Here is a 20,272-nt window from a genome sequence, read left to right on the forward strand (position 1 = left end):
GCGCGGCAAGGCATTGCGGGGCATTCGATTCCACGCGAGGCGGGCGGCTGCCCCCTCGCGCTCCCCCGCCCCAGTTCAGGCGGGTCCTTTTAAACTGAGTTTTTTCGACACGCTGATGCCGGGCCCTGTGAGGGGCCCGGCATTTTTCTGCATTCCGGCTGCATGGGGTTTTCCGCCCCATCCGCGCAAAAATACAGCCCCCCGGGGCGGATATTGTCTCCGCTCCGGGGGGCGCTCTTCTCTGCTGCGCTTGTACCGCCTACTCAGTCGTTGGGGGTCATATAGTAGGGCTTCATCAGGCTGGGCTGCTCGGTGGAGTCCTTCTGGCTGTCCCGGCGGAACATCATTTCCGGGGGACCGTTCCGGCGGCCCCGGCTGCGGCGCCTGCTGTCCTCCCGGCGGCCGTCGCCTTTGGACGGCTCCTGCCTGATGGCGGCGGGCTTCTCCGTCCGCTTCTCCTTCCTGGGCCGGGCGGGGGCCTGCTCCTGGGCCTTCTTCTCCTGTCTGGGGCGGTCGGGGGACGCCTGGGGCGCCGCCTTCTTCTTCCGGGGGGCCTTCTTCTCCTCCTCCCCGCGGGGGGCGGCGGGGCGGCTCAGTGTCCGGGGCCGGGGGGCCAGGAGGCGGGCGGTGGCGTCCAGAATCACGTCCCCGTCCAGGGGGTTGGGCTTATAGAAATCGGTCTGGGGCTGGCTGGGCTGGGCGGGCACGGTGTCCTCCAGCCGCTGCTGCCGGACGCCCCGGCGGCTCTTCTTTTTGGGCTGCTCAGGCTCCGGTCCGGGCCCGGGGGCCTGGACGGCCACAGGGAGGGCCTGCTCCGCCTCTCCGCTCTGGCCCGCCTTCTTCTTCCGGCGGCGGCGCTTCTTGGCGGCCGCCTCCGCCGCCTCAGGGGCGGGGATGGGCTCCTCCACCGGAGCGGAAACGGCCTGCTGCTTTGCCTTGCGGGCCCCGGCGGCGGCCTTGTTGGCCGCGTCGCGGGCGCGGCGGCGCTCCTTGGCGGCGGCACGGGCCTCGGCGTCGTCGGCGTTTACCGGGCGGCCCTTGGCGTCCCTGGGGGCCTCAAAGACCTCCATGGGCCAGGGGTTGTTTCTGACCACCGGCACCTTGCGGCCGATGAGCTTTTCAATCCCCTTCAGATACTCCTGCTCGCCGAAGTCGCAGAAGGACACGGCGGTACCCCCCCGGCCGGCACGGCCGGTGCGGCCGATGCGGTGGACATAGGTCTCGGGCACCTCGGGCAGGTTGTAGTTGAACACGTGGGACAGCTCTTCAATGTCCAGGCCCCGGGCGGCGATGTCGGTGGCCACCAGGCACCGCACCTTGCCCGCCTTGAAGTCGGCCAGGGCCTGCTGCCGGGCGGTCTGGCTCTTGTTGCCGTGGATGGCGGCGGCGGTGATGCCCGCCTTCACCAGGTCCCCGGCCACCTTGTTGGCTCCGTGCTTGGTGCGGGTGAATACGATGGCGTTCTTCACGTCCAGCCCCTCCACCAGCCAGGCCAGGAGCCTGGTCTTGTTGCCCTTGTCCACCAGGTAGACGCTCTGGTCGATGATCTCCACCGGGGAGGACACCGGGTCCACCGCCACCTTTACCGGGTTTTTCAGCAGGCCGTTGACCAGGTCCATGACCTCGGGGGGCATGGTGGCGGAGAAAAAGAGGGTCTGCTTCACGGCGGGCAGCAGCTTGAGCACCCGGCGCACATCGTGGATGAAGCCCATGTCCAGCATCCGGTCGGCCTCGTCCAGGACGAAAATCTCCAGCCTGGACAGGTCCACATAGCCCTGGCCCTGGAGGTCCAGCAGGCGGCCGGGGGTGGCCACCAGAATGTCCACGCCTTTTTTCAGCTTGTCCACCTGGGGCTGCTGGCCCACGCCGCCGAAAATGACGGCGGAGCGGAGGGGCAGGTGCCTGCCGTAGGCCTCAAAGCTCTCCTGAATCTGGAGGGCCAGCTCCCGGGTGGGGGTGAGGACGAGGGAGCGGATGGGCCGCCCGGCGGGGACGGTCCCGCTGAGCCGCTGGAGGATGGGGGCGGCGAAGGCGCAGGTCTTGCCTGTGCCGGTCTGGGCGCAGCCCAGCACGTCCCGCCCGGCCAGGGCGGGGGGGATGGCCTTCTCCTGGATGGGGGAGGGCTTTTCATAGCCCAGCTCGGCCAGGGCCTTGAGAATGGATTGGGTCAGGCCCAGTTCACGAAAGGTCATACAACACACAATTCCTTTGTCAAATATTTGCGGAGGGCGGTTCCGTCTGGCCTGCCGGCGCCATGGCCGGGGCCCGGACCGCCGCCGCCGGCAGGCCGTCAAAAAGACACCCCCCGGAAAAAGGGCCTCCCGGCGGGGGTGTCTGGCGGTTCCCGTATTGCGGCGTACCGGCCGGGGCGGCTCCGCACCGCCCCGTATCTTTACTTAGTATAACACATATCCCGGAATATTACCAGTGGAGATGCGGGGATGCCTTTACCCGCCAGACCCGCTCGGGTAAACGCTGAAATACAACGCAGAGACTTTGGGCGGCATTGAGAAAGGTTCTTGAACCGCAACTAGTTTCAAGTCTGGGCGGGTAACGCTGCTCGGGCTAAGCAGTTACGACGCCAAACAGCCGAACCGGCAAGCAACTACTTTCAAGTTCGGCGGCTGCTTGGACACCACCGCCGCCGGACGCGTCTCCGAAGGGGGTACCAGGGGGAAACGGGCGCATAAGGCTTGTCAAAGCCGATCTGCGCCTGTTGCCCCCTGGCGGCTTTTGGGTACTTTTCGCCGGAGAAAAGTACCCCGCCGGAGGCATCGTCGCCGCAAGCTAGATGCATTCTGTCAGCTTTCCCCTCATCCGCCCCAGTGTGCGCACTGGGGCACCTTCCCCCGGGGGAAGGCTTCGTTACTCCCCGTCCCGGCGGGCGATGAGGGCCCGGAGCACGGCGGCCACCGTCTCCTCCAGGGTCTGGCCGCTGGCGTCCACGGTGACGTCGGCGTACTTCTCGTACAGGGGCGCGCGGTAGTGATACAGGTCGGCCAGGGTCTGGCCGGGGGAGAGGGCGATGCCCCGGGTGCTCATATTGCTAATCCGCCCCTCCAGCTCCTCCAGGGACACCCGCAGGTACACCACCGTCCCCAGCGTCTTCAGGTGCCCGATGGCCCCCGCCCGGCACACCGCGCTGCCCCCGGGGGCGATGACCGTCCCGGCACATTTCACCGAGCAGATGGCCGCCTCCTCCGCGTCCAGGAAGGCCTCCAGCCCCCGCTGGTCCAGAATCTCCTGGAGGAGGGCCCCCTCCCGCTGCTGGATGGTCAGGTCGGTGTCAAGAAAGCCATAGCCCAGGGTCTTGGCCAGCAGCACGCCCACGGTGCTCTTGCCTGAGCCGGGCATGCCGATGAGAATGATATTATCCACTTGCTTCGCTCCTTTTTACGTTCCCCCGGTCAGGGAGAGGGATGTCCTGGCCCGGCCGGTGCCGTAGTTCTGGGTGGAGTACTCCATCACCAGCTCCTCCGCCCCGTCGGGCACGGAGACAGTGCACGCCAGCTGGGTGCTCCGCCCGGCCGGGAGCCACACCTCATGCCAGGCCTGCCGGTCCTCGTCGGCCACATAGACCGGGTAGTCCGGCTCGCACTCCAGCCACCAGTCCTCTTCGTCGTAAAAATCGAAGTAGTCCAGGCTGATCCAGGCGTCAAAATTTCCCTGGTTCTCCACCTCCACCTGGACTCGCCACAGGCTCTCGTCCTCGTACTCCTCCGAGGGCCCCTCCCGCACGGCGGAGACCATATGGGCGGAGATGGCCGTCTCGTGCCAGTAGCCGTCCTCCCTGGTGGCAAAGAGGGCCGCGGCAATGAGCACAACGGCCGCCGCCACGGCGATGAGCGCCGGCTTCTCCCAGCCGCCGCCGCTCTCATAGACCTGGCCGGAGCCGCACCGGGGGCAGGTGCTCCGCCGGCCCAGCCAGCTCTTTCCGCATTGGGCACAGTGCTTTCTCACGGCGTCTCCTCCTCCCGTGCGGGCAGGGTCAGGCTGTATGTATGGATGGCCTCCACCCGCTCCTTTTCATCCCTTCCAGTCCGCTCCTCCAGGCACAGCTCCGCCCGCTCAAAGCCCTTGGGCACGTAGAACAGCAGAGAGCCCTCCGCAGGTTCCCACCATGTCAGGTCGTAGGCGGTCATGGCCTCCACGCCCATGTCCGAGAGCATCTCGATGGCGGTGGAGTCCTCCAGAACCGGGAGGTAGTGCCCGCCCTCCAGGGAGAGGTAGATCTCGCCGGTGGGGTAGTCCCAGTCCACCTCGTCCCCGCCGGTGACGGTCACGTCCACCGCCAGCAGGTCAAAGCCGGACCACCACAGCCGGGAGTTCCGGTCCAGGTCCACCCAGGACACATCCTCCACCTCCACCGTCAGCGCGCCCACGGCAAAGGGGCTCTCCGCCTCCTCCACCAGGGCGATGGCCTGGGGAGCTGCCGGCATGCTCCGCGCCACGCCCCAGACGATGAGCCCCGCGCAGACCGCCAGCCCCAGGACAATGAGCAGGCGGAGCACCAGGACGCCGCCGCGCCGGGACGCAGCGGCCCCGGGCGGCTCCACAGGCGGCTGGTCCGGCTCCCGGACCGGGGGCTCGGTGAACTGAAAATGGCCTGTGTTGCCCCCGGTCTCCGTCCGGGGGGCCCGGCGGCCGCACCTGGGACAGAAGTCGTGGGCGCCGGCGTCGTAGCGCTTGCCGCAGTTGTCGCACTTGATCCGTTTCACTGGTGGAATTCCTCCGGTCTTCCGCCCGGCCGGACCGGGCGGCTGATTGCGGCTTTGTGATAATTCCATGAATGGTATCATCAGCCGGTTTCTGGGGCATTCGATTCCACGCGAGGCGGGCGGCTGTCCCCTCGCGCTCCCCCGCCCCGACACAGCCCGATTCTGTTCAACCAAGGCTTTTTGACGGGCTGAGCCGCTTTGCGGCTATTATACCAAATTTCCCCGGGAAATGGAAGTGCCCCCTCAGCTGAGGAACATCTCCACGTCGTCCACGGTGAGGCCCTCCTGGAGGGCCAGGCTCAGACCGTAGCCGATGACCTTGGAGATGTCGGCCACCTGGCTGTCAATCTCCCGCGGGGTGACGATGACCCCTCTGCCGCCGCTCCCCAGAGCGCCCGGGTCCAGGCCGGGCCGGCCCGCCTCCGCCAGCACGTCGGCGCAGAGGGTGGCCGCGTCCACCACCGTGGGCACCCCCACCGCGATGACCGGCACGCCCAGGGTCTCCTTGTTCAGGGCGGCCCGGGCGTTGCCCACCCCGGAGCCGGGGACAATGCCGGTGTCCGCAATCTGGACCGTGCGGCACAGCCGGGACAGGCTGCGGGAGGCCAGGGCGTCCACCGCCACCACCCGGGCGGGACGGACCGCCGCCGCCACCGCCGCCGCCAGCTCGCCGCTCTCCACGCCGGTGGTGCCCAGCACCCCCGCCGCCAGGGCGGACACCGGCCGGAAGGACCCGAAGTGCTCCGGCAGCTTCTCCACCAGGTGGCGGGTGACCAGGGTGTTCCCCACCGCCAGGGGGCCCACCGCGTCGGGGGTGATGGCCCGGTTACCCAGACCCACCACCAGCACGCTCTCCCCCGGCTTCAGCTTCAGCAGCGCCCGCAGCTCCGCCGCCACCGCCCGGGCCGCCCGTCCGAAGGCGTCCTTCTCCCGGCGCTCCAGGCGGTCCAGCTCCACCGTCACATAGGCCCCCTCCGGCTTGCCCAGGGCCCGGGCCCCCCGGCCGTCCAGAATGTCCACCCGGGTCACGGCGAAGCCCTCCCGCTCCGTCTCCCGGGTCTCCACCCCCTTCAGCTCGCCCCCGCAGGCGCCCTCTTCCCAGATGGCCTTGGCCTCCAGCGCCAGGTCCGTTCTCCGTCCAAGCACTTCTTTTTCACCCTTTCTCCAAAATCAGAGGCTCCGCCGCCCTCTACATATGGTATTTTTTTCGTATGTAAGCACTATTTTTAGCGTCTGGGCCCTGTCTATTCAAAAAGTGGACAAATTTTTTTAATTTATTCTTGCATTTTTCCTCTTGTGCTGGTACAATATAAATCTGCTACGGGCAAACTATGCGTATTGCAGATACGTTAATCGTCATCGGAGGAGGTGTTTGGTTTGCCGAATATTAAGTCTGCCAAGAAGCGTGTGCTGGTCAACGAGACCAAGGCCGCGCAGAACAAGGCCGTAAAGTCCGCCATGAAGACTGATCTGAAGAAGTTTGAGGCCGCAGTGGCCGAGGGCAACCGCAGCGAGGCCGAGGGCGCTTACAAGGTGGCTGTCAAGGCTGTGGACAAGGCTGTGGGTCACGGCCTGCTGCACCGCAACAACGCCGCGCGCAAGAAGAGCAGCATGACCATCAAGCTCAACAAGCTGGCCTGAGCGCGCTTAGAGAGAGCGGAATGAAGAGCCGCCTGCTTTTGAAGCAGGCGGTTTTTTGTCTTTTCTCCCTTTTTCAAGTGTAATTTGTCCAAAGTCGGGGAATATGATAGAATCAGGACTGTCATATCGGAGGCCCGCCCCGGGGCCGGAGAAGGGAGGCGGTTGTATGATGAGAGCGCTTTGGGAGTCCAGTCCGGTGCGGTTTATCCGGGAAATGGTGGAGATGTATTTCAGCAAAAACGTGTCCCGCTCTGCGGCAGAGCTGGCCTATTTTCTGATTCTCACCATTTTTCCGGTGCTTATCTGCGTCAACGGCTTTGTGGGACTGCTGAGGCTGGACCCGGTGGAGCTGCTCAGCGGCATTGAGGAGTTTCTCCCCCGGGGCACTCTGGACGTGGTGGGTGAGTACGTGGGGTATATCAGCACCAACCAGTCCACCGGCATGCTGGTGGCCGGCCTGACCGCCACGCTGTTCTCCGCCTCCGCCGCCTTCCGGGCATTGATGAACATCATGAGCGACATCTACGAGCGCAAGACCTACACCGGAATCTTCCAGATTATCGCCAGCGTACTCTTCTCCGTGCTGTTCCTGGTCACCATCTACCTGTCTCTGGTGGTGGTGCTTACAGGGAGCTGGCTGTTTACTCTGGTGGAGGACTTCTTCCACCTCGACCCCGGCGCTCTGCCCTGGGACTGGCAATGGATCCGCTTTCTTATCCTGTTCTGCCTGGTGCTGCTGTTCGTGCTGCTGGTGTACCGCATGGCCGCCCCCAGGGGCAGGCCCCGGCCCCCTCTCCTCACCGGGGCCGTCCTGGCCTCCGCCGCCCTGGTGGCCTCCTCAGTGCTGTTCTCCTGGTTTATCGGCATGTCCTCCCGGTACTCCCTGGTGTACGGGTCCCTGACCTCGGTGGTCATCCTGCTGCTGTGGCTCTACCTGTGCGGCAATATCCTCATTCTGGGCAATGTGTTCAACTGCGTGTGGTACCGGCGGAAAAAGGTCCGCTACCTCCAGAAACTGAAGCGGGACGCCTATTCCCCCGATCAGCTGGGGTGACGTTTTCCACATCAGACCGCAAAATGGTGGAATATCCGTCTCAGCCCTGGGAACAGCCAAAATCTGGCTGTTCCCGGGGTCTTTTGTCCAGGCTTGTATTCTCCCGCCGGGCGTGGTACCCTGTTGGTATAGGAAAAGGGAGGGGTACATATGGCAAAAGCACCGGTTCTGCCCCCGGCAGGGGAGCCGGGGGTGTTTCTCTCCCAGGCCCCGGCGGCCATTGAGGAGGGAGAGTGGCTGGAGGGCATGGACTTTGTGGGCCAGACCGTCACGGGGAATGATCTGGCCGGGGTGGAGCTGTCCGGCTGCCGGTTTGTCCGGTGCAGGCTGACCGGGTGCGGCTTTGCCGCCGCCACCTTCCGGGATGTGCTGTTTCAGGACTGCGACCTGTCCCGGTGCCGCTTCACCAGGGCCAGCCTGACCCGGTGCGCCTTTGAGGACTGCAAGGCCCTGGGGGCGGATTTCTCCGGCGCAGGCCTGCGGGACGTGTCCTTCTCCCGCTGCCGGCTGGACCTGACCAACTGCAACGCCGCCGCCCTCCGGGACGCGGCCTTTCGGGACTGCTCCATGGAGGAGACTGCCCTGTCCGGCTGCCGGGTGAAGGGCCTGACCCTGGAGCGGTGCGCCCTCACCCGGGTCAACTTTTTCCAGACCCCCCTGGCCGGGGTGGATCTGACCTCCTGCACCCTGACGGAGCCGGTGTTCTCCGCCTCCGCCGGGGAGGTGAGGGGGGCGGTCATGGACCTGTTTCAGGCCGCTCAGCTGGCCCGCCGGTTCGGGGTTATCATTAAGGAATAAAAACCGCACTTTCTGATCAGAAACGGGGTGGATCACCTGAATTTCCGGTGATCCACCCCGTTTTTGTTGTATCATCGCGTCCATTTCGGCCAAATCCGCGGTTGACAGATCCGGCGTGATGTGATATATTTATCATATAAAGTGATATATTTATCATATGGAAGGAGATAGCTTTATGGATCGCGCCCGTACTATCCGCGCCGTGTCGCCCTGGTTCAGCCTTTTCAGCCTGTTTGGCCTGCTGGGCTTCCTGCCCAAGCACGATGGCAGCCCCAACTACTTCTTTTTCATCTTCTTCGGCTTTCTGGCCTTCTTTTTCTGGCATCTGCTGGAGAAAGGGGGCGTGGACGAGCGCCTGCTTTCCAACCGCCGCCGGGCGGGCATGCTGCTGCTGACCTTCTTTACCCTGCTCTCCTTCCTCCTGCTCTTTCTGCTGGATCGGGGCGTGGGGGCGGACGCCGTGTTGCTGGTGGGCTCCCTGGGGTACGCCCTGGGGATGATCCTCTCGCCGGTGCTCACGCTGGTGCTGGACAGGGCGGTGGACTGATGGGCGAGCCCTTCCGCTGTGAGATTAAGAAATACCGCGTCCTGGCCGGCCTGACCCAGGAGGAGCTGGCCGCCAGGGTGGGTGTGCGCCGGGAGACCATCCTCCGGCTGGAGGCCGGGAAATACAACCCCTCCCTCAAGCTGGCCATGGATATCTCCAAGGTACTTGCCACCCCCATTGAGTCCCTGTTCTTCTTTGAATAATTGATAAAACAGCCCGGATTGCTGGATATTTCCAGCGATCCAGGCTGTTTTGTTATTTATACTTCCTGCTCTCCGCCACCGCCAATTCGTCGCAGCGGTTGTTGTACGGGTTGCTGGCGTGGCCCGCGTCGTCGCAAGCTCCGTATCCCTCAGCCCGCCGCAGGCGGCAGGCCTCGCTCACTCCGCCGCTCATCGTCGGGACAAGCTCCACATCCCTCGTTTCCCCGTAAACGGAAAAACTCGCTCGCTTCGCTGCCCCTCCTCTCCCCAGAAAAGCGCAAGGCTCTTTTCTGGGGGCCCCATTTCCACACGACCCGCTGCGCTGGGCTCGTGCGGGGACCCCAATGTGGGTCAAGGGCCTCAGGCCTTGTACTTCTTGCTCTCTGCAACCGCTAATTCGTCGCAGCGGTTGTTGTACGGGTTGCTGGCGTGGCCCTTGACCCAGTGGAGGTTGACGGTGTGGCGCTCACACAGCTCCAGTAGGCGCTCCCACAGGTCCGGGTTCAATGCGGGCTTCTTGTCCGCCTTCACCCAGCCCCTGGCCTTCCAGCTCCTGGCCCAGCCCTTCTCCAGGGCGTCGATGACGTACTTGGAGTCGGAGTACAGCTCCACCACGCAGGGCTCCTTCAGGGCCTCCAGGGCGGTGATAACCCCGGTCAGCTCCATGCGGTTGTTGGTGGTGTGGCTCTCGCCGCCGGAGAGCTCCTTTTTGAACGTGCCGTACATCAGAATGGCCCCCCAGCCCCCCGGGCCGGGGTTGCCCGAACAGGCGCCGTCGGTGTAGATGATAACGGTTTTCATGCTCGCTCCCTTCCGGCGGCGCCTGTTGTCCATACCCGGCGGTTCCGCCGCCTGCGGCGGGATCCGGGCCGGACATTTCCCGCATTTGCGCAGCAAATGCCGCCGTCGGTATAGATGGTAACGGTTTTCATAGTGCTCCTATCTCTGCCTTCCCACGGGAAGGCTCAGCTTGTTAAAAAAGCCTCGCAGAGTTCGCGCCCGCAGGCGCGAAGAAAGTGAAATCTGTTTTCTCCGGGGACATATGCCTCGGAGAAAACACTGCTCAGGCCGCAAGTGTGGTATTTGTCCGCATTGAGCGGACAAATACTGCGCGCGGCGGACTGCATCTCACGCGGAAAAGGTGCCCGCACCTTTTCCGACGGCCGCAGGCGCTTACAGGTCCCGGAGAATCTCCTGCCGCTTCTCCTCAAACTCCCGGGCGGTGATGAGGCGCTGGTCATAGAGCCGCTGGAGCTCGGCCAGCCGCTCCTCGGCGCTGGAAGCGGAAGCGCCGCCCGAGGACGCAGGGGAATCCCCCTCGGTCTCCTCGTCGATGCTCCACTCGTAGGAGAAATACAGGCCCTTCTTGTTGCAGGCGCCGAAAATACCCACGCCCACAAATACCAGGGGCACCAGCACCCCTATCAGCCCCAAGCCGCCTCCGAACTGTCCCATCATCTGCACGCTCTGGGTCAGAAAGGCCAGGCCGATGACGGCAAAAACTCCGGCCATCACCCGGCTGAAGGTGATCATGCTCTTGCTGGGGCGGACTGTCATGCGTCTGCGTCTGCGGCGGTTCATAGGCTCCTCCTTTTCTCCACGGCGGGCGCCGCGTTTCAGCGGCGCTTTTTTCTTTTTTCTTCTTTTGGGGCTTGGAAAACAGGTTTTGGCCTCCGGCGGCGGCCTCACGCAGTTCCCACACGCCGGACACCACCGACAGCACCCCCAGCAGCAGCAGATCCAGCGCCAGCTCACCGCCGCCCTTCATCAGGAAGGAGACCACGCCCGCAAGGCAGGCCATGCCGCCGGCCACGGCCAGCAGCACCAGGCCCAGCTGCCGCAGCACGTCCCGGTGGGGGCGCAGCTTCTTCCAGTCGGACAGCAGCAGCAGGATGCCCGCGGCGGTGCAGGGCCCGCCGGGCAGCACCATCAGCAGACGGCGCTTCAGGCGGCGAAGCTCCTCCATCTCCATGCTCCTTTCTTCGTCAGAGCCTGATTTTTTTCCACATCAGGGCCGGGTTTTGGGGACAGAACCGCTCTGCGCCATCCAGGGGCGGGGCGTTCAGCCCCGCCCACGGTCGCCGGAAGCGTTATAGCCGCTGCTTTTTACTCCACAGCGCTGTCGGAAGGTGTGGAAACGGAGGCGTCAGTACTGGAATTTTTTGCCTCCTGGTCGGACTCTTCCTCCTCGTGGTCTGTTCTTGCAAAGGAGATCACCTTTACACCTTCATCCAGGTTCATCAGCTTCACGCCCTGGGCGGCGCGGCCGTAGGTGGAGATGCCGGACACCGCCATACGGATGATGACGCCCGCGTCGTTGATGACAAGGATGTCGTCGGCGTCGCTGACCACCTTGACGCCCACCACGGGGCCGGTCTTCTCGGTGACGTTATAGCCCTTCAGGCCGTAGCCGCCCCGGTTCTGGGGGCCGTCGGAGCGGATATACTCGTCCATGTCGGTCCGCTTGCCGTAGCCGTTCTCGGTGACCATGAGGACCTGGTGGTCATGCTTGGCCCGGGCCGCGCCGATGACGTAGTCCCCCTTACGGAGCTTGATGCCCCGGACGCCGCAGGCGTCCCGGCCCATGCAGCGCACGTCGGTCTCCTTGAAGCAGATGGACATGCCGTCGTGGGTGGCGATGAGGATGGCCTGGTCGCCGTCGGTCTCCCGGACGGCGATGAGCTCGTCCCCCTCGTCCAGGGTGATGCAGCGGATGCCCGCCTTGCGGGCGGTGTTGATGGCGGAGAGCTGGATGCGCTTGACGGTGCCGTTCCGGGTGACCATGGCCAGATACCGGTCCTCGGGGAACTCCCGCAGGTGGATCATGGCGGTGACCTTCTCGCCGCTCTCCACGGGCAGGATGTTCACCAGATTGGTGCCCTTGGCGGTGCGGCCCGCCTCGGGGATCTGGTAGCCCTTCTTCCGGTGAACCCGGCCCTTGTTGGTGAAGAAGAGGATGAAGTCGTGGGTGGATGCGGTAAAGACCGTGTCCACGTAGTCCTCCTCCTTGGTTGCCATGGCGGTGATGCCCTTGCCGCCACGGCGCTGGGTCTTGTAGGTGGAGGCGGGCAGGCGCTTGATATAGCCGCCGGCGGTGAGGGTGAAGACGCACTCCTCCTCCTCGATGAGATCCTCGATGTCGATCTCGTCCTCCACGTCCTGAATCTCGGTGACGCGCTCGTCGCCGTACTTGTCCCGGATGGCGGTGAGCTCGTCCTTCAGCACGCCCCGCAGCATCTCCTCAGAGCCCAGCAGCTGCTGGTAGTAGGCGATGCGGGCCTCCAGCTCCTTGTACTCGTTCTCCAGCTTCTCCCGGTCCAGTCCCTGGAGGGCCTTCAGGCGCATGTCCAGGATGGCCTGGGCCTGGACCTCATCCAGGCCGAAGCGCTGACACAGCCGATCCCTGGCGTCGTCGTAGCTGGTGCGGATGATGTGGATGACCTCGTCGATGTTGTCCTGGGCGATGAGCAGGCCCTCCAGCAGGTGGGCCCGCTCCTGGGCCTTCTTCAGGTCGTACTGTGTGCGGCGGATGATGACCTGCTCCTGGTAGGCGATGTACTCGTCCAGGATGTGCCGCAGGGAGAGAATCCGGGGCTGGAGCTTGCCGCCCGTCTCCACCAGGGCCAGCATGTTGATGGCAAAGGTGGTCTGGAGCTGGGTCTGGGCGAAGAGCCGGTTGAGCACCACCTGTGGGTTGGCGTCCCGCTTGAGCTCGATGACGATGCGCATGCCGTTGCGGTCGGACTCGTCCCGGATGTCGCTGATGCCGTCCAGCCGCTTGTCCTCCACCTGGTCGGCCATGTTCTTGATGAGCATGCGCTTGTTGACCTGGTAGGGGATCTCGGTGACGATGATGCGGACGCGGTCCTTGCCGAACTCCTCAAACTCAGTGCGGGCCCGGACGCACAGCCGGCCCCGGCCGGTGGCGTAGGCGGCCCGGATGCCGGACCGGCCCATGATGATGCCCCTGGTGGGGAAGTCGGGGCCCTTGATGTGCTCCATCAGGTCGGAGAGCTCAGCCTCCGGGTTGTCCAGCACGCAGATGACCGCGTTGATGACCTCGGTCAGGTTGTGGGGCGGGATGTTGGTGGCCATACCAACGGCGATGCCGCTGGAGCCGTTGACCAGCAGGTTGGGGAACCGGGAGGGGAGCACCTTGGGCTCCTTGCGGCTCTCGTCGAAGTTGGGGTCCCAGTCCACCGTGTCCTTCTCGATGTCCCGGAGCATCTCGTCGGAGATCTTGCTCAGCCGGGCCTCGGTGTAGCGGTAGGCGGCCGGGGGGTCGCCGTCGATGGAGCCGAAGTTGCCGTGGCCGTCCACCAGCATATAGCGCATGGAGAAGTCCTGGGCCAGGCGGACCAGGGCGTCGTAGACGCTGGCGTCGCCGTGGGGGTGGTACCGGCCCAGCACGTCGCCCACGCAGGTGGCCGACTTCTTGAAGGGCTTGTCCGCCGTCAGATTGTCCTCGTACATGGCGTACAGGATGCGGCGGTGCACCGGCTTCAGGCCGTCCCGCACGTCGGGCAGGGCGCGGCCCACGATGACGCTCATGGCGTACTCAATATAGGATTTTTCCATCTCCGGCACCAGGGGAGACACCTCAATGTGCTGATTGGGGTAGCGGATCTCCTCCGGGTCGTATTGGGGCTTCTTGCTCATGAATTTATTTCCTCCTTGTTAGAGGCCTTCTTTATCCTCCACACTGGGTCTGTCACGCTGCGGCGGCTGCGCGACGCACGGCTTCCCTCCGACTCGGGCGTGAACCGGCCCGGCATGCCGGTCCTGGGTTCCCGCCCTCGCTTCGGTCCATCCGTGCTGCTCCGCACGCCTCCGCGCTTCTATTAGTAGTCCAGATTCACCGCGTACTTGGCGTTTTTCTCGATAAACTCCTTCCGGGGCTCCACCTTCTCGCCCATGAGCACGTTGAAGGTGGCGTCGGCGGCCACGGCGTCGTCCAGCTCGATGCGGCGGAGGGTGCGCTTCTCCGGGTCCATGGTGGTCTCCCACAGCTCGTGGGGGTTCATCTCGCCCAGGCCCTTGAAGCGGGAGATATCCACCTTGGCGTTGGGGTTGTCCCCCCTCAGCTCGGCGGACACCCGGTCCCGCTCCTCGTCGGAGAAGGCCACCCGGGTGGTCTTGCCCCGGGTCAGCTTGTAGAGGGGGGGAACGGCCGAGTAGACGTACCCGTGCTCAATGAGGGGCCGCATGAAGCGGAAGAAGAAGGTGAGCAGCAGGGTACGGATGTGGGCGCCGTCCACGTCGGCATCGGCCATGATGATGACCTTGTGGTAGCGCAGCTTGGTCACGTCGAACTCGTCGCCGATGCCCGCGCCCAGGGCGGTGATGACGGGCTGGAGCTTGTCGTTGCCATAGACCTTGTCGGCCCGGGCCTTCTCCACGTTGAGCATCTTGCCCCACAGGGGGAGGATGGCCTGGAAGCGGGAGTCCCGGCCCTGGGTGGCCGAGCCGCCTGCGGAGTCGCCCTCCACGATGTAGAGCTCGGTAAGCTCGGGGTTGACCTCGTTGCAGTCCCGCAGCTTGTCGGGCATGGCGGCGCCGCCCAGGGCGGTCTTGCGCCGCACCGACTCCCGGGCCTTCCGGGCCGCCTCACGGGCACGGGAGGCGGTGAGGGCCTTGTCCAGGATGGCCTTGCCCACCGACGGGTTCTCCTCCAGGAACTCCTCCAGCTTCTCGCTGACCAGATTGCTGACCAGGGTACGGATGTGGGCGTTGCCCAGCTTGGCCTTGGTCTGGCCCTCGAACTGGGCCTCGGTCAGCTTCACCGAGATGACCGCCGTCAGGCCCTCCCGGCAGTCCTCGCCGGACACCTTCTCCTCGTCCTTGAGGATTTTCATCTTCCTGCCGTAGGCGTTGAGCACGTTGGTCAGGGCCTGCTTGAAGCCGGTCTCGTGCATGCCGCCCTCGGGGGTGTGAACGTTGTTGGCAAAGGACACCAGGATCTCGTTGTAGGTGTCGGTGTACTGCATGGCGATTTCCGCGATGGAGTCGTCCTTCATGCCGGACATGTAGATGACGCCGTCGTGGATGGGGGTCTTGTTCCTGTTAATGAAGGACACAAACTCCCGGATGCCGCCCTCGTAGTGCATGGTGTCCTCCTGCTCCATGCCGGGGCGGCGGTCCTGGATGACGATTTTCAGCCCAGCGTTGAGGAAGGCCTCCTCCCGCATGCGGGTGTGGAGGATCTCATAGTCGTAAACCGTGTCCTCAAACATCTCGGGGTCGGGCTTGAAGACCACCTCGGTGCCGTGGCGGTCGGTGTCCCCCACGATGGTCATGGGCTGGGTTACCTTGCCACGGGAGAACTTCATCTCGTGGATTTTGCCGTCCTTGTGGACCCGCACCTCCAGCCACTCGGAGAGGGCGTTGACCACGCTGGCGCCCACGCCGTGGAGGCCGCCGGACACCTTATAACCGCCGCCGCCGAACTTGCCGCCGGCGTGGAGGATGGTGAACACCACCTCCAGGGCGGGCAGGCCGGTCTGGGGCTGCACGTCCACGGGGATGCCCCGGCCGTTGTCGGTGACGGAAATCACGTCCCCCTCCAGGATGGCCACGTCGATGCGGTCGCAGTAGCCGGCCAGGGCCTCGTCGATGGAGTTGTCCACGATCTCATACACCAGGTGGTGCAGGCCCGAGGAGGAGGTGGAGCCGATATACATGCCGGGCCGCTTGCGGACGGCCTCCAGGCCCTCCAGCACCTGAATCTCGCTGCCGCCATACTCGTGGTCCACCTGAGTGGCGCTCTGTTCCAGTTCTAACTCGTCAGACATAATAACCTCCGCTTGTTCTTCGATACGCGCTGGGTGTGGCGCCTGGAAACGGGCCTTGTCCGCTCCCACGCGCCACACACAGCTGATTTTGGTTTTCAATATGGTTCAGTGCTCGGCCATGACCCCGGTGGGAATAAAGGTGGGGCCGCAGGCCCCGGGGGACAGGTCGTAGGTGGAGAAGCACAGGACAATCTCTCCGCCGTCCACCCAGAAGAGCATGTCCTCCAGGCTGCGGCTGTCCACAATGTCCGCCGCGTCCTCCAACCAGTCCACCTCCGGGTGGCTGGCCATGTAGGCCTTTACAATCTCCCGCAGGGTGGCCGCCAGTGCGTCCGGGTCCTGGCTGGTCAGATCGGCCAGCCCCAGCTCCTCCCCGGTGGCCAGGTCGTAGGTATGGCCCAGGCAGTTGCTGTTGGCCACGCCGCCCATATACCAGGACCAGGTCAGGCTCACGCTGAACAGCCCGTCCCCGTTCTGGGAGACACGGGCGTCCACTGTGTTGGTCCATACGTCGTCCGCCCGCTTCTCCAGAGGGAGTTCCCCGCTGCTGTCGGCAAAAAAGCTGTCGCAGTAGCCGCCCAGGCTCTCGTTGATGGCCTGGGCCTGGTCCGTGTCCCCGGTGAGCTGCACCAGGTCATAATACCAGGACAGGGACAGAGATCCGTCCTTGTTGTGGACCGACCTGTCCTGCCGCTCAATGGAATAGCCCGCCGTCTCCGTCGCCCCGTCCGCCGCCGGCACAGCTCCGGGCGCCGCCGCAGCCGGCACGGACGGCTCGGGCAATTGGGCAGTCTGGGAGGGCGGCGGGCTGCTCTGCCCGGGCGCCCCCGCATTCTCCCCCGCGCCGCAGGCGCTCAGCGCCAGCGCCAGGCCAAGAAAAAGGGCCAGATATCGCCGCTTCATGTCTCTGCCTCCATCTCTTTTTCTTGAGGCGCTGCCGGAGCGTCAGTCCAGACAATCCTCGTTCTCGTCCATAAAGCCGTCCGGTTCAGCGCCCTCCTGGCCTTCCTCGCCGCCCAGCAGCTCGGTGGTCCGCATGCGGCGGGACAGCTTCTTCTCCTCCACCTGCCGGTGGAGCAGCTCCTTGACCTCCCTGGGATTTTTGATGTTCAGCAGGTCCAGATGGGGGGTGGTCTTGTCCGAGGAGTGGACGCACACGGTGCCCACGCCGAAGATCCGCTGGAACAGGGAGCGCTTCAGCTCCAGATCCCGCACCCGGTAGAGGAGCACCTCCTCTTCCTTCAGGTTCAGCAGGCCGGTCTCCCGAAAGATCCGGTCCTCGCTGAGCCGGTACCGGGTAAAGGTGATGGGCAGGCCCAGAATTCGCTTTCGATCCTTCCACAGATAGGTAATCGGTTCCATAGTCCGCGCTCCTTTCCTTCGCGCGCCCGGGGGAGCCCCGGGCTTACTCAAAGCTGTTGTTTTCCGCCCGGCGGAGCAGGGTGGCGGTGGCCATCTGGGAGAGGTAGACGGTCTGCCCCCGCCGTTTGTCCCCGCAGACCACAAAGGACTTGGGGATGTCGTCGCCAACCGCCTCTACCCGGCCCTCCTTCTCCGCCCGCTCTAAAAATTTGCGGGTCAGATGGGAGGAGGAGGCGTTGTCCAGGTCAAACAGGCCGATGATGTCCCGGTAGGGCACCACCACCGACTGTCCCAAATGCAGATACACGGCTTAACCTCCTTTTCCGTCGTCGTCAATGACCCTGGGGTCCCACAGCCGCTTGTACAGCCGCCGCCCCAGGTACATCCCCAGAAATGCCAGCGCCGCCGGCAGGCCGGGCACAAAGAGCAGGGTCTCAATGGGCGCGCCGCCGGCGTCCGACCAGCCGAAGAACCGGGCGAAAAACACCGCCAGCGTCACCGCCAGGCAGACCAGAGGCGGCGCCCACCGCCACAGCTTCCGCCGGGCAAACCGGTATGCCGCGTACTCCGCCGCCGCGCCCAGCAGCAGCGGCAGCAGGCAGAACAAAATCAGAATGGGCATAGCGCTCCCTTATCCGCCGTTTTTGGCGTCTTTCCCCGCCTTTTTCTTCTCTATCAGTCTCAAAACGGCACGTTTGATGTTATATACCACCAGAAAAATCGCCAGCAGCTCCAAAAAATACAGCAGCCAGTATATTGCCACCGGGCCCGCGCCCACGGCGGGCGCCAGCTCCACGGCGGAGGCAATGACGCCCACAATCCCAAGAGCCGCCGGGATGGCATACAGGATTTTTCTCCGGCAGAATATGGTGAGCGCCAGCTGGAGCAGGCCTCCCGCCCAGAAGGGCAGGGACAGCACAAACACCGCCGCCGCGCCGAACACCGCCAGCACCGGGGCTGCCAGAAGCAGATGGAACATGCCGGAAACCTCCTTTTTGTGGGGTTTTCGTAGCTTTCCCCTGAGGGAAGGTGGCATTTGCGAAGCAAATGACGGATGAGGGGAAGGCTTTCAGTGGGCACATAGCTTGCAGGAGAACACCCTTCGGGGAGGTACTTTTCACCGGCGAAAAGTACCCAAAAGCCGCCGGGGACACAGGGGCAGCGGGCCCTTTCAGGGCCAAATGCCCCCGTTTCCCCGGACCCCTTTCGGAGATGCGGCTTGCGGCGGTGGGGTTCAAGTAGCCACCGAACTTGAAAGCAGTTGCTTGCCGGTTCGGCTGTCCGGTTTCGTTCCTGCGTCGCCCGAGCAGCGTTACCCGCCCAGACTTGTAAGTCCCTGCAATTCAAGAACCTTTCTCAATGCCGCACGGGGTCTCTGCACCATATTTCAGGTTCTGCTCACACCAGCGCGCCGTTATGAATGCGCAGCACCTTGCCGCCCTCCAGGTGCTCCAGCTTCTCGTCCTCGCAGCAGGTGATGAACACCTGCCCGCCCTTGATGCGGTTGAGAACAAAGCTCTGCCGCCGCTGATCCAGCTCGGAGAGCACGTCGTCCAGCAGCAGCACGGGCCACTCTCCGGTATCGTCGTGAAAAATCTCACGGGCGGCCAGCTTCAGGGACAGCGCCGCCGTGCGGGTCTGGCCCTGGGAGGCGAACTGCCGGGCGGCCACGCCCCCCAGCTCCACGGTCAGGTCGTCCTTGTGGGGCCCGGACAGGCACTGCCGGGACTCCAGCTCCGCCCGGCGGTGGCGCTCCTGGTGGGCCATAAGGGCGGAGAGGATGTCCTTCACGCCCCCCTCCGGGTCCTGGACTGTGCTCACCGTCTCATATTTCAGCCCCAGCTCCTCCCGCCCGCCGGAGAACTCCCGGTGGATGGCCGGGGCGGTCTCCCGCAGCCGGCGGACAAAGTGGGCCCGGTAGTGGATGAGGACGGCCCCGGTCTGGGCCATTCTCAGGCTGAAGTCGTCCAAGGCGTCCAGCAGGGAGGGCTTCTCCTCCCAGTCCCGGAGGATGCGGGTCTTCTGCTCGTGGAGGCGGCGGTACTCCGCCAGTGCAGCGGCGTACCGGGGCCGGAGCTGGCAGATGCACTCGTCCAGGAACCGGCGGCGCTCCGCCGCCCCCTCCCGGATAAGCGTCAGATCCTCCGGACAGAAGAACACGGTGTTGAGCATCCCCGAGAGCTCTCCGGCGGTCTTCAGTCTCACGCCGTTGGACAGCAGCTGCCGCCGGGCGCCCCGGGACAGCCGGGCCTCCAGGGTGAAGTCCCTTTCCCGGGAAAAAACCTCCGCCTTCACAAGGGCGTGGTCCACGCCGAACGCTATCAGCTCCCGGTCATACCGGGCCCGGCGGCTGGAGGCGGTGGACAGGTAGCCGATGGCCTCCAGCAGGTTGGTCTTGCCCTGGGCGTTCTCCCCGCAGATCACGTTGACGGCAGGGGAGAAGGGGGTCTCCAGGTGGGGGTAGTTGCGGAAAAAGTCCAGGGTAATGGACTTTACTATCATACCACGGTCAGCTCCAGGCCGGGCAGGGTGACCACGTCGCCGGGACGGACCTTCTTGCCCCGCATGGTGCACACCTCGCCGTTGACGGACACCTCTCCGGCCTGGATGATGTTCTTGGCCTCACCGCCGGTCTCAGCCACGCCGGCGAACTTGAGCAGACCCTCCAGCTTGATGAACTCGGTGGTGATCTTCACTTCATGCTTTTCCATTGTCTTTCCTCTCTTCCGGGTGGCCCAGCAGGGCGGCCAGCCGCCCATAGACCTCAGGCAGGACCTTTTTCAGGGCCACCGGGGCCCCCTTGGCCCGGTCGTAGAAAAAGTGCCTGCTCTCCCCCTGGGCCCGGAGGGTTCCGTCGGCGGCGCTGGTGATGTCGTAGTGCAGGTCCACCCGGGCGGGGGTGAGCCTGGTGACGGTGACCGTGATGGCCACCGTCTCCCCGAAGGGGGTCATGGACCGGTACTTGCAGTTTACCTCGGTGAGGGCGAAGTCGATGCCCGCCTCCACCGCCCTGTCGTACCCCCAGCCCAGCTGGTCCATCAGGTCGGTGCGGGCCTCCTCCATCCAGTAGATATAGTTGGCGTGGTGGACGATGCCCATGCCGTCGGTCTCGTAGAACTGGACCTTGCGCAGATAGGGCCTGATTTCCATGGGTTCCA

24 protein-coding genes are annotated in these 20,272 nt (G+C 64.6%); 6 read left to right on the forward strand and 18 right to left on the reverse strand.

Going from position 1 to position 20,272, the window contains the following annotated elements:
* Positions 1-263: 263 nt before the first annotated feature.
* From QZY67_RS01760 to gpr, 5 genes are all read right to left on the reverse strand, one after another.
* Positions 264-2,192, reverse strand: coding sequence for a DEAD/DEAH box helicase (locus QZY67_RS01760; RefSeq protein WP_295368259.1), 1,929 nt, complete (start codon positions 2,190-2,192; stop codon positions 264-266).
* A 673-nt stretch (positions 2,193-2,865) separates the two neighbouring features.
* Positions 2,866-3,378, reverse strand: a complete 513-nt coding sequence (locus tag QZY67_RS01765; protein WP_294536636.1) for a shikimate kinase — start codon at positions 3,376-3,378, stop codon at positions 2,866-2,868.
* 15 nt (positions 3,379-3,393) lie between these two features.
* The gene (locus QZY67_RS01770; protein WP_295368260.1) at positions 3,394-3,960 is read right to left on the reverse strand and encodes a hypothetical protein; all 567 of its coding nucleotides are present in this window, start codon (positions 3,958-3,960) and stop codon (positions 3,394-3,396) included.
* Positions 3,957-4,718, reverse strand: coding sequence for a zinc ribbon domain-containing protein (locus tag QZY67_RS01775; RefSeq protein WP_294536632.1), 762 nt, complete (start codon positions 4,716-4,718; stop codon positions 3,957-3,959). The genes QZY67_RS01770 and QZY67_RS01775 overlap by 4 nt, the downstream gene beginning before the upstream one ends.
* A 243-nt stretch (positions 4,719-4,961) precedes the next feature.
* The gene (gpr, locus tag QZY67_RS01780; RefSeq protein ID WP_295368261.1) at positions 4,962-5,864 is read right to left on the reverse strand and encodes a GPR endopeptidase; all 903 of its coding nucleotides are present in this window, start codon (positions 5,862-5,864) and stop codon (positions 4,962-4,964) included.
* Positions 5,865-6,095: 231 nt separating this feature from the next.
* On the opposite strand from gpr, the gene rpsT reads away from it, so the two are divergent.
* The 5 genes from rpsT (at position 6,096) to QZY67_RS01805 (ending at position 8,961) form a co-directional block, all read left to right on the forward strand.
* Complete coding sequence (rpsT, locus tag QZY67_RS01785; protein ID WP_366448924.1) at positions 6,096-6,359, forward strand: 30S ribosomal protein S20; 264 nt, start codon at positions 6,096-6,098, stop codon at positions 6,357-6,359.
* Positions 6,360-6,525: 166 nt separating this feature from the next.
* The gene (locus QZY67_RS01790) at positions 6,526-7,413 is read left to right on the forward strand and encodes a YihY/virulence factor BrkB family protein (protein ID WP_294536815.1); all 888 of its coding nucleotides are present in this window, start codon (positions 6,526-6,528) and stop codon (positions 7,411-7,413) included.
* Between the two features lie 150 nt (positions 7,414-7,563).
* Positions 7,564-8,211: a pentapeptide repeat-containing protein gene (locus QZY67_RS01795; RefSeq protein WP_295368262.1), complete on the forward strand. Its 648-nt coding sequence runs from the start codon at positions 7,564-7,566 to the stop codon at positions 8,209-8,211.
* 175 nt (positions 8,212-8,386) lie between these two features.
* Positions 8,387-8,758: a hypothetical protein gene (locus QZY67_RS01800; RefSeq protein ID WP_295368264.1), complete on the forward strand. Its 372-nt coding sequence runs from the start codon at positions 8,387-8,389 to the stop codon at positions 8,756-8,758.
* On the forward strand, positions 8,758-8,961 hold the full coding sequence (locus QZY67_RS01805) for a helix-turn-helix transcriptional regulator (protein ID WP_295368265.1): 204 nt from the start codon (positions 8,758-8,760) through the stop codon (positions 8,959-8,961). Before QZY67_RS01800 ends, QZY67_RS01805 begins: the two co-directional genes overlap by 1 nt.
* Positions 8,962-9,013: 52 nt before the next feature.
* Here the strand turns inward: QZY67_RS01805 and QZY67_RS01810 are convergent, their stop codons facing one another.
* From QZY67_RS01810 to QZY67_RS01820, 3 genes are all read right to left on the reverse strand, one after another.
* The gene (locus QZY67_RS01810; RefSeq protein ID WP_295368266.1) at positions 9,014-9,172 is read right to left on the reverse strand and encodes a hypothetical protein; all 159 of its coding nucleotides are present in this window, start codon (positions 9,170-9,172) and stop codon (positions 9,014-9,016) included.
* 149 nt (positions 9,173-9,321) lie between these two features.
* A complete protein-coding gene (gene rnhA / locus QZY67_RS01815) occupies positions 9,322-9,762 on the reverse strand; it encodes a ribonuclease HI (RefSeq protein ID WP_295368267.1) in 441 nt (146 codons plus the stop codon).
* Between the two features lie 372 nt (positions 9,763-10,134).
* Positions 10,135-10,542, reverse strand: a complete 408-nt coding sequence (locus QZY67_RS01820; RefSeq protein ID WP_295368268.1) for an SHOCT domain-containing protein — start codon at positions 10,540-10,542, stop codon at positions 10,135-10,137.
* On the opposite strand from QZY67_RS01820, the gene QZY67_RS01825 reads away from it, so the two are divergent.
* A complete protein-coding gene (locus tag QZY67_RS01825) occupies positions 10,517-10,957 on the forward strand; it encodes a hypothetical protein (RefSeq protein ID WP_295368269.1) in 441 nt (146 codons plus the stop codon). The genes QZY67_RS01820 and QZY67_RS01825 overlap by 26 nt on opposite strands.
* Before the next feature lie 110 nt (positions 10,958-11,067).
* Here the strand turns inward: QZY67_RS01825 and gyrA are convergent, their stop codons facing one another.
* The 10 genes from gyrA to QZY67_RS01875 form a co-directional block, all read right to left on the reverse strand.
* Positions 11,068-13,620: a DNA gyrase subunit A gene (gene gyrA, locus QZY67_RS01830; protein WP_295368270.1), complete on the reverse strand. Its 2,553-nt coding sequence runs from the start codon at positions 13,618-13,620 to the stop codon at positions 11,068-11,070.
* A gap of 182 nt (positions 13,621-13,802) precedes the next feature.
* A complete protein-coding gene (gene gyrB / locus QZY67_RS01835; RefSeq protein ID WP_295368271.1) occupies positions 13,803-15,752 on the reverse strand; it encodes a DNA topoisomerase (ATP-hydrolyzing) subunit B in 1,950 nt (649 codons plus the stop codon).
* Between the two features lie 105 nt (positions 15,753-15,857).
* Positions 15,858-16,655, reverse strand: a complete 798-nt coding sequence (locus QZY67_RS01840; RefSeq protein WP_295368273.1) for an RsiV family protein — start codon at positions 16,653-16,655, stop codon at positions 15,858-15,860.
* 42 nt (positions 16,656-16,697) lie between these two features.
* Positions 16,698-17,114, reverse strand: a complete 417-nt coding sequence (locus QZY67_RS01845) for a PH domain-containing protein (protein ID WP_294534854.1) — start codon at positions 17,112-17,114, stop codon at positions 16,698-16,700.
* Positions 17,115-17,157: 43 nt separating this feature from the next.
* Positions 17,158-17,421: an extracellular matrix regulator RemB gene (gene remB, locus QZY67_RS01850; RefSeq protein WP_294534857.1), complete on the reverse strand. Its 264-nt coding sequence runs from the start codon at positions 17,419-17,421 to the stop codon at positions 17,158-17,160.
* Between the two features lie 3 nt (positions 17,422-17,424).
* Positions 17,425-17,736, reverse strand: coding sequence for a Tat pathway signal protein (locus QZY67_RS01855; protein WP_295368274.1), 312 nt, complete (start codon positions 17,734-17,736; stop codon positions 17,425-17,427).
* 9 nt (positions 17,737-17,745) lie between these two features.
* Positions 17,746-18,093 (reverse strand): hypothetical protein, encoded by a 348-nt coding sequence (locus tag QZY67_RS01860; protein WP_295368275.1) that lies wholly within the window; start codon positions 18,091-18,093, stop codon positions 17,746-17,748.
* A 419-nt stretch (positions 18,094-18,512) separates the two neighbouring features.
* Positions 18,513-19,616 carry a DNA replication/repair protein RecF gene (gene recF / locus QZY67_RS01865; RefSeq protein ID WP_295368276.1) on the reverse strand — a complete coding sequence of 368 codons (1,104 nt, stop codon included), beginning with the start codon at positions 19,614-19,616 and terminating at the stop codon, positions 18,513-18,515.
* Positions 19,613-19,825, reverse strand: a complete 213-nt coding sequence (locus QZY67_RS01870; protein ID WP_295368277.1) for an RNA-binding S4 domain-containing protein — start codon at positions 19,823-19,825, stop codon at positions 19,613-19,615. Before QZY67_RS01870 ends, recF begins: the two co-directional genes overlap by 4 nt.
* Entirely contained in the window at positions 19,812-20,264 is a 453-nt protein-coding gene (locus QZY67_RS01875) for an acyl-CoA thioesterase (RefSeq protein WP_295368322.1), read from the reverse strand. Before QZY67_RS01875 ends, QZY67_RS01870 begins: the two co-directional genes overlap by 14 nt.
* Between the last annotated feature and the right edge of the window lie 8 nt (positions 20,265-20,272).

Source organism: uncultured Pseudoflavonifractor sp. (genome assembly GCA_904419835.1).
In the GTDB taxonomy this organism is placed as follows: Bacteria; Bacillota; Clostridia; order Oscillospirales; family Oscillospiraceae; genus Pseudoflavonifractor.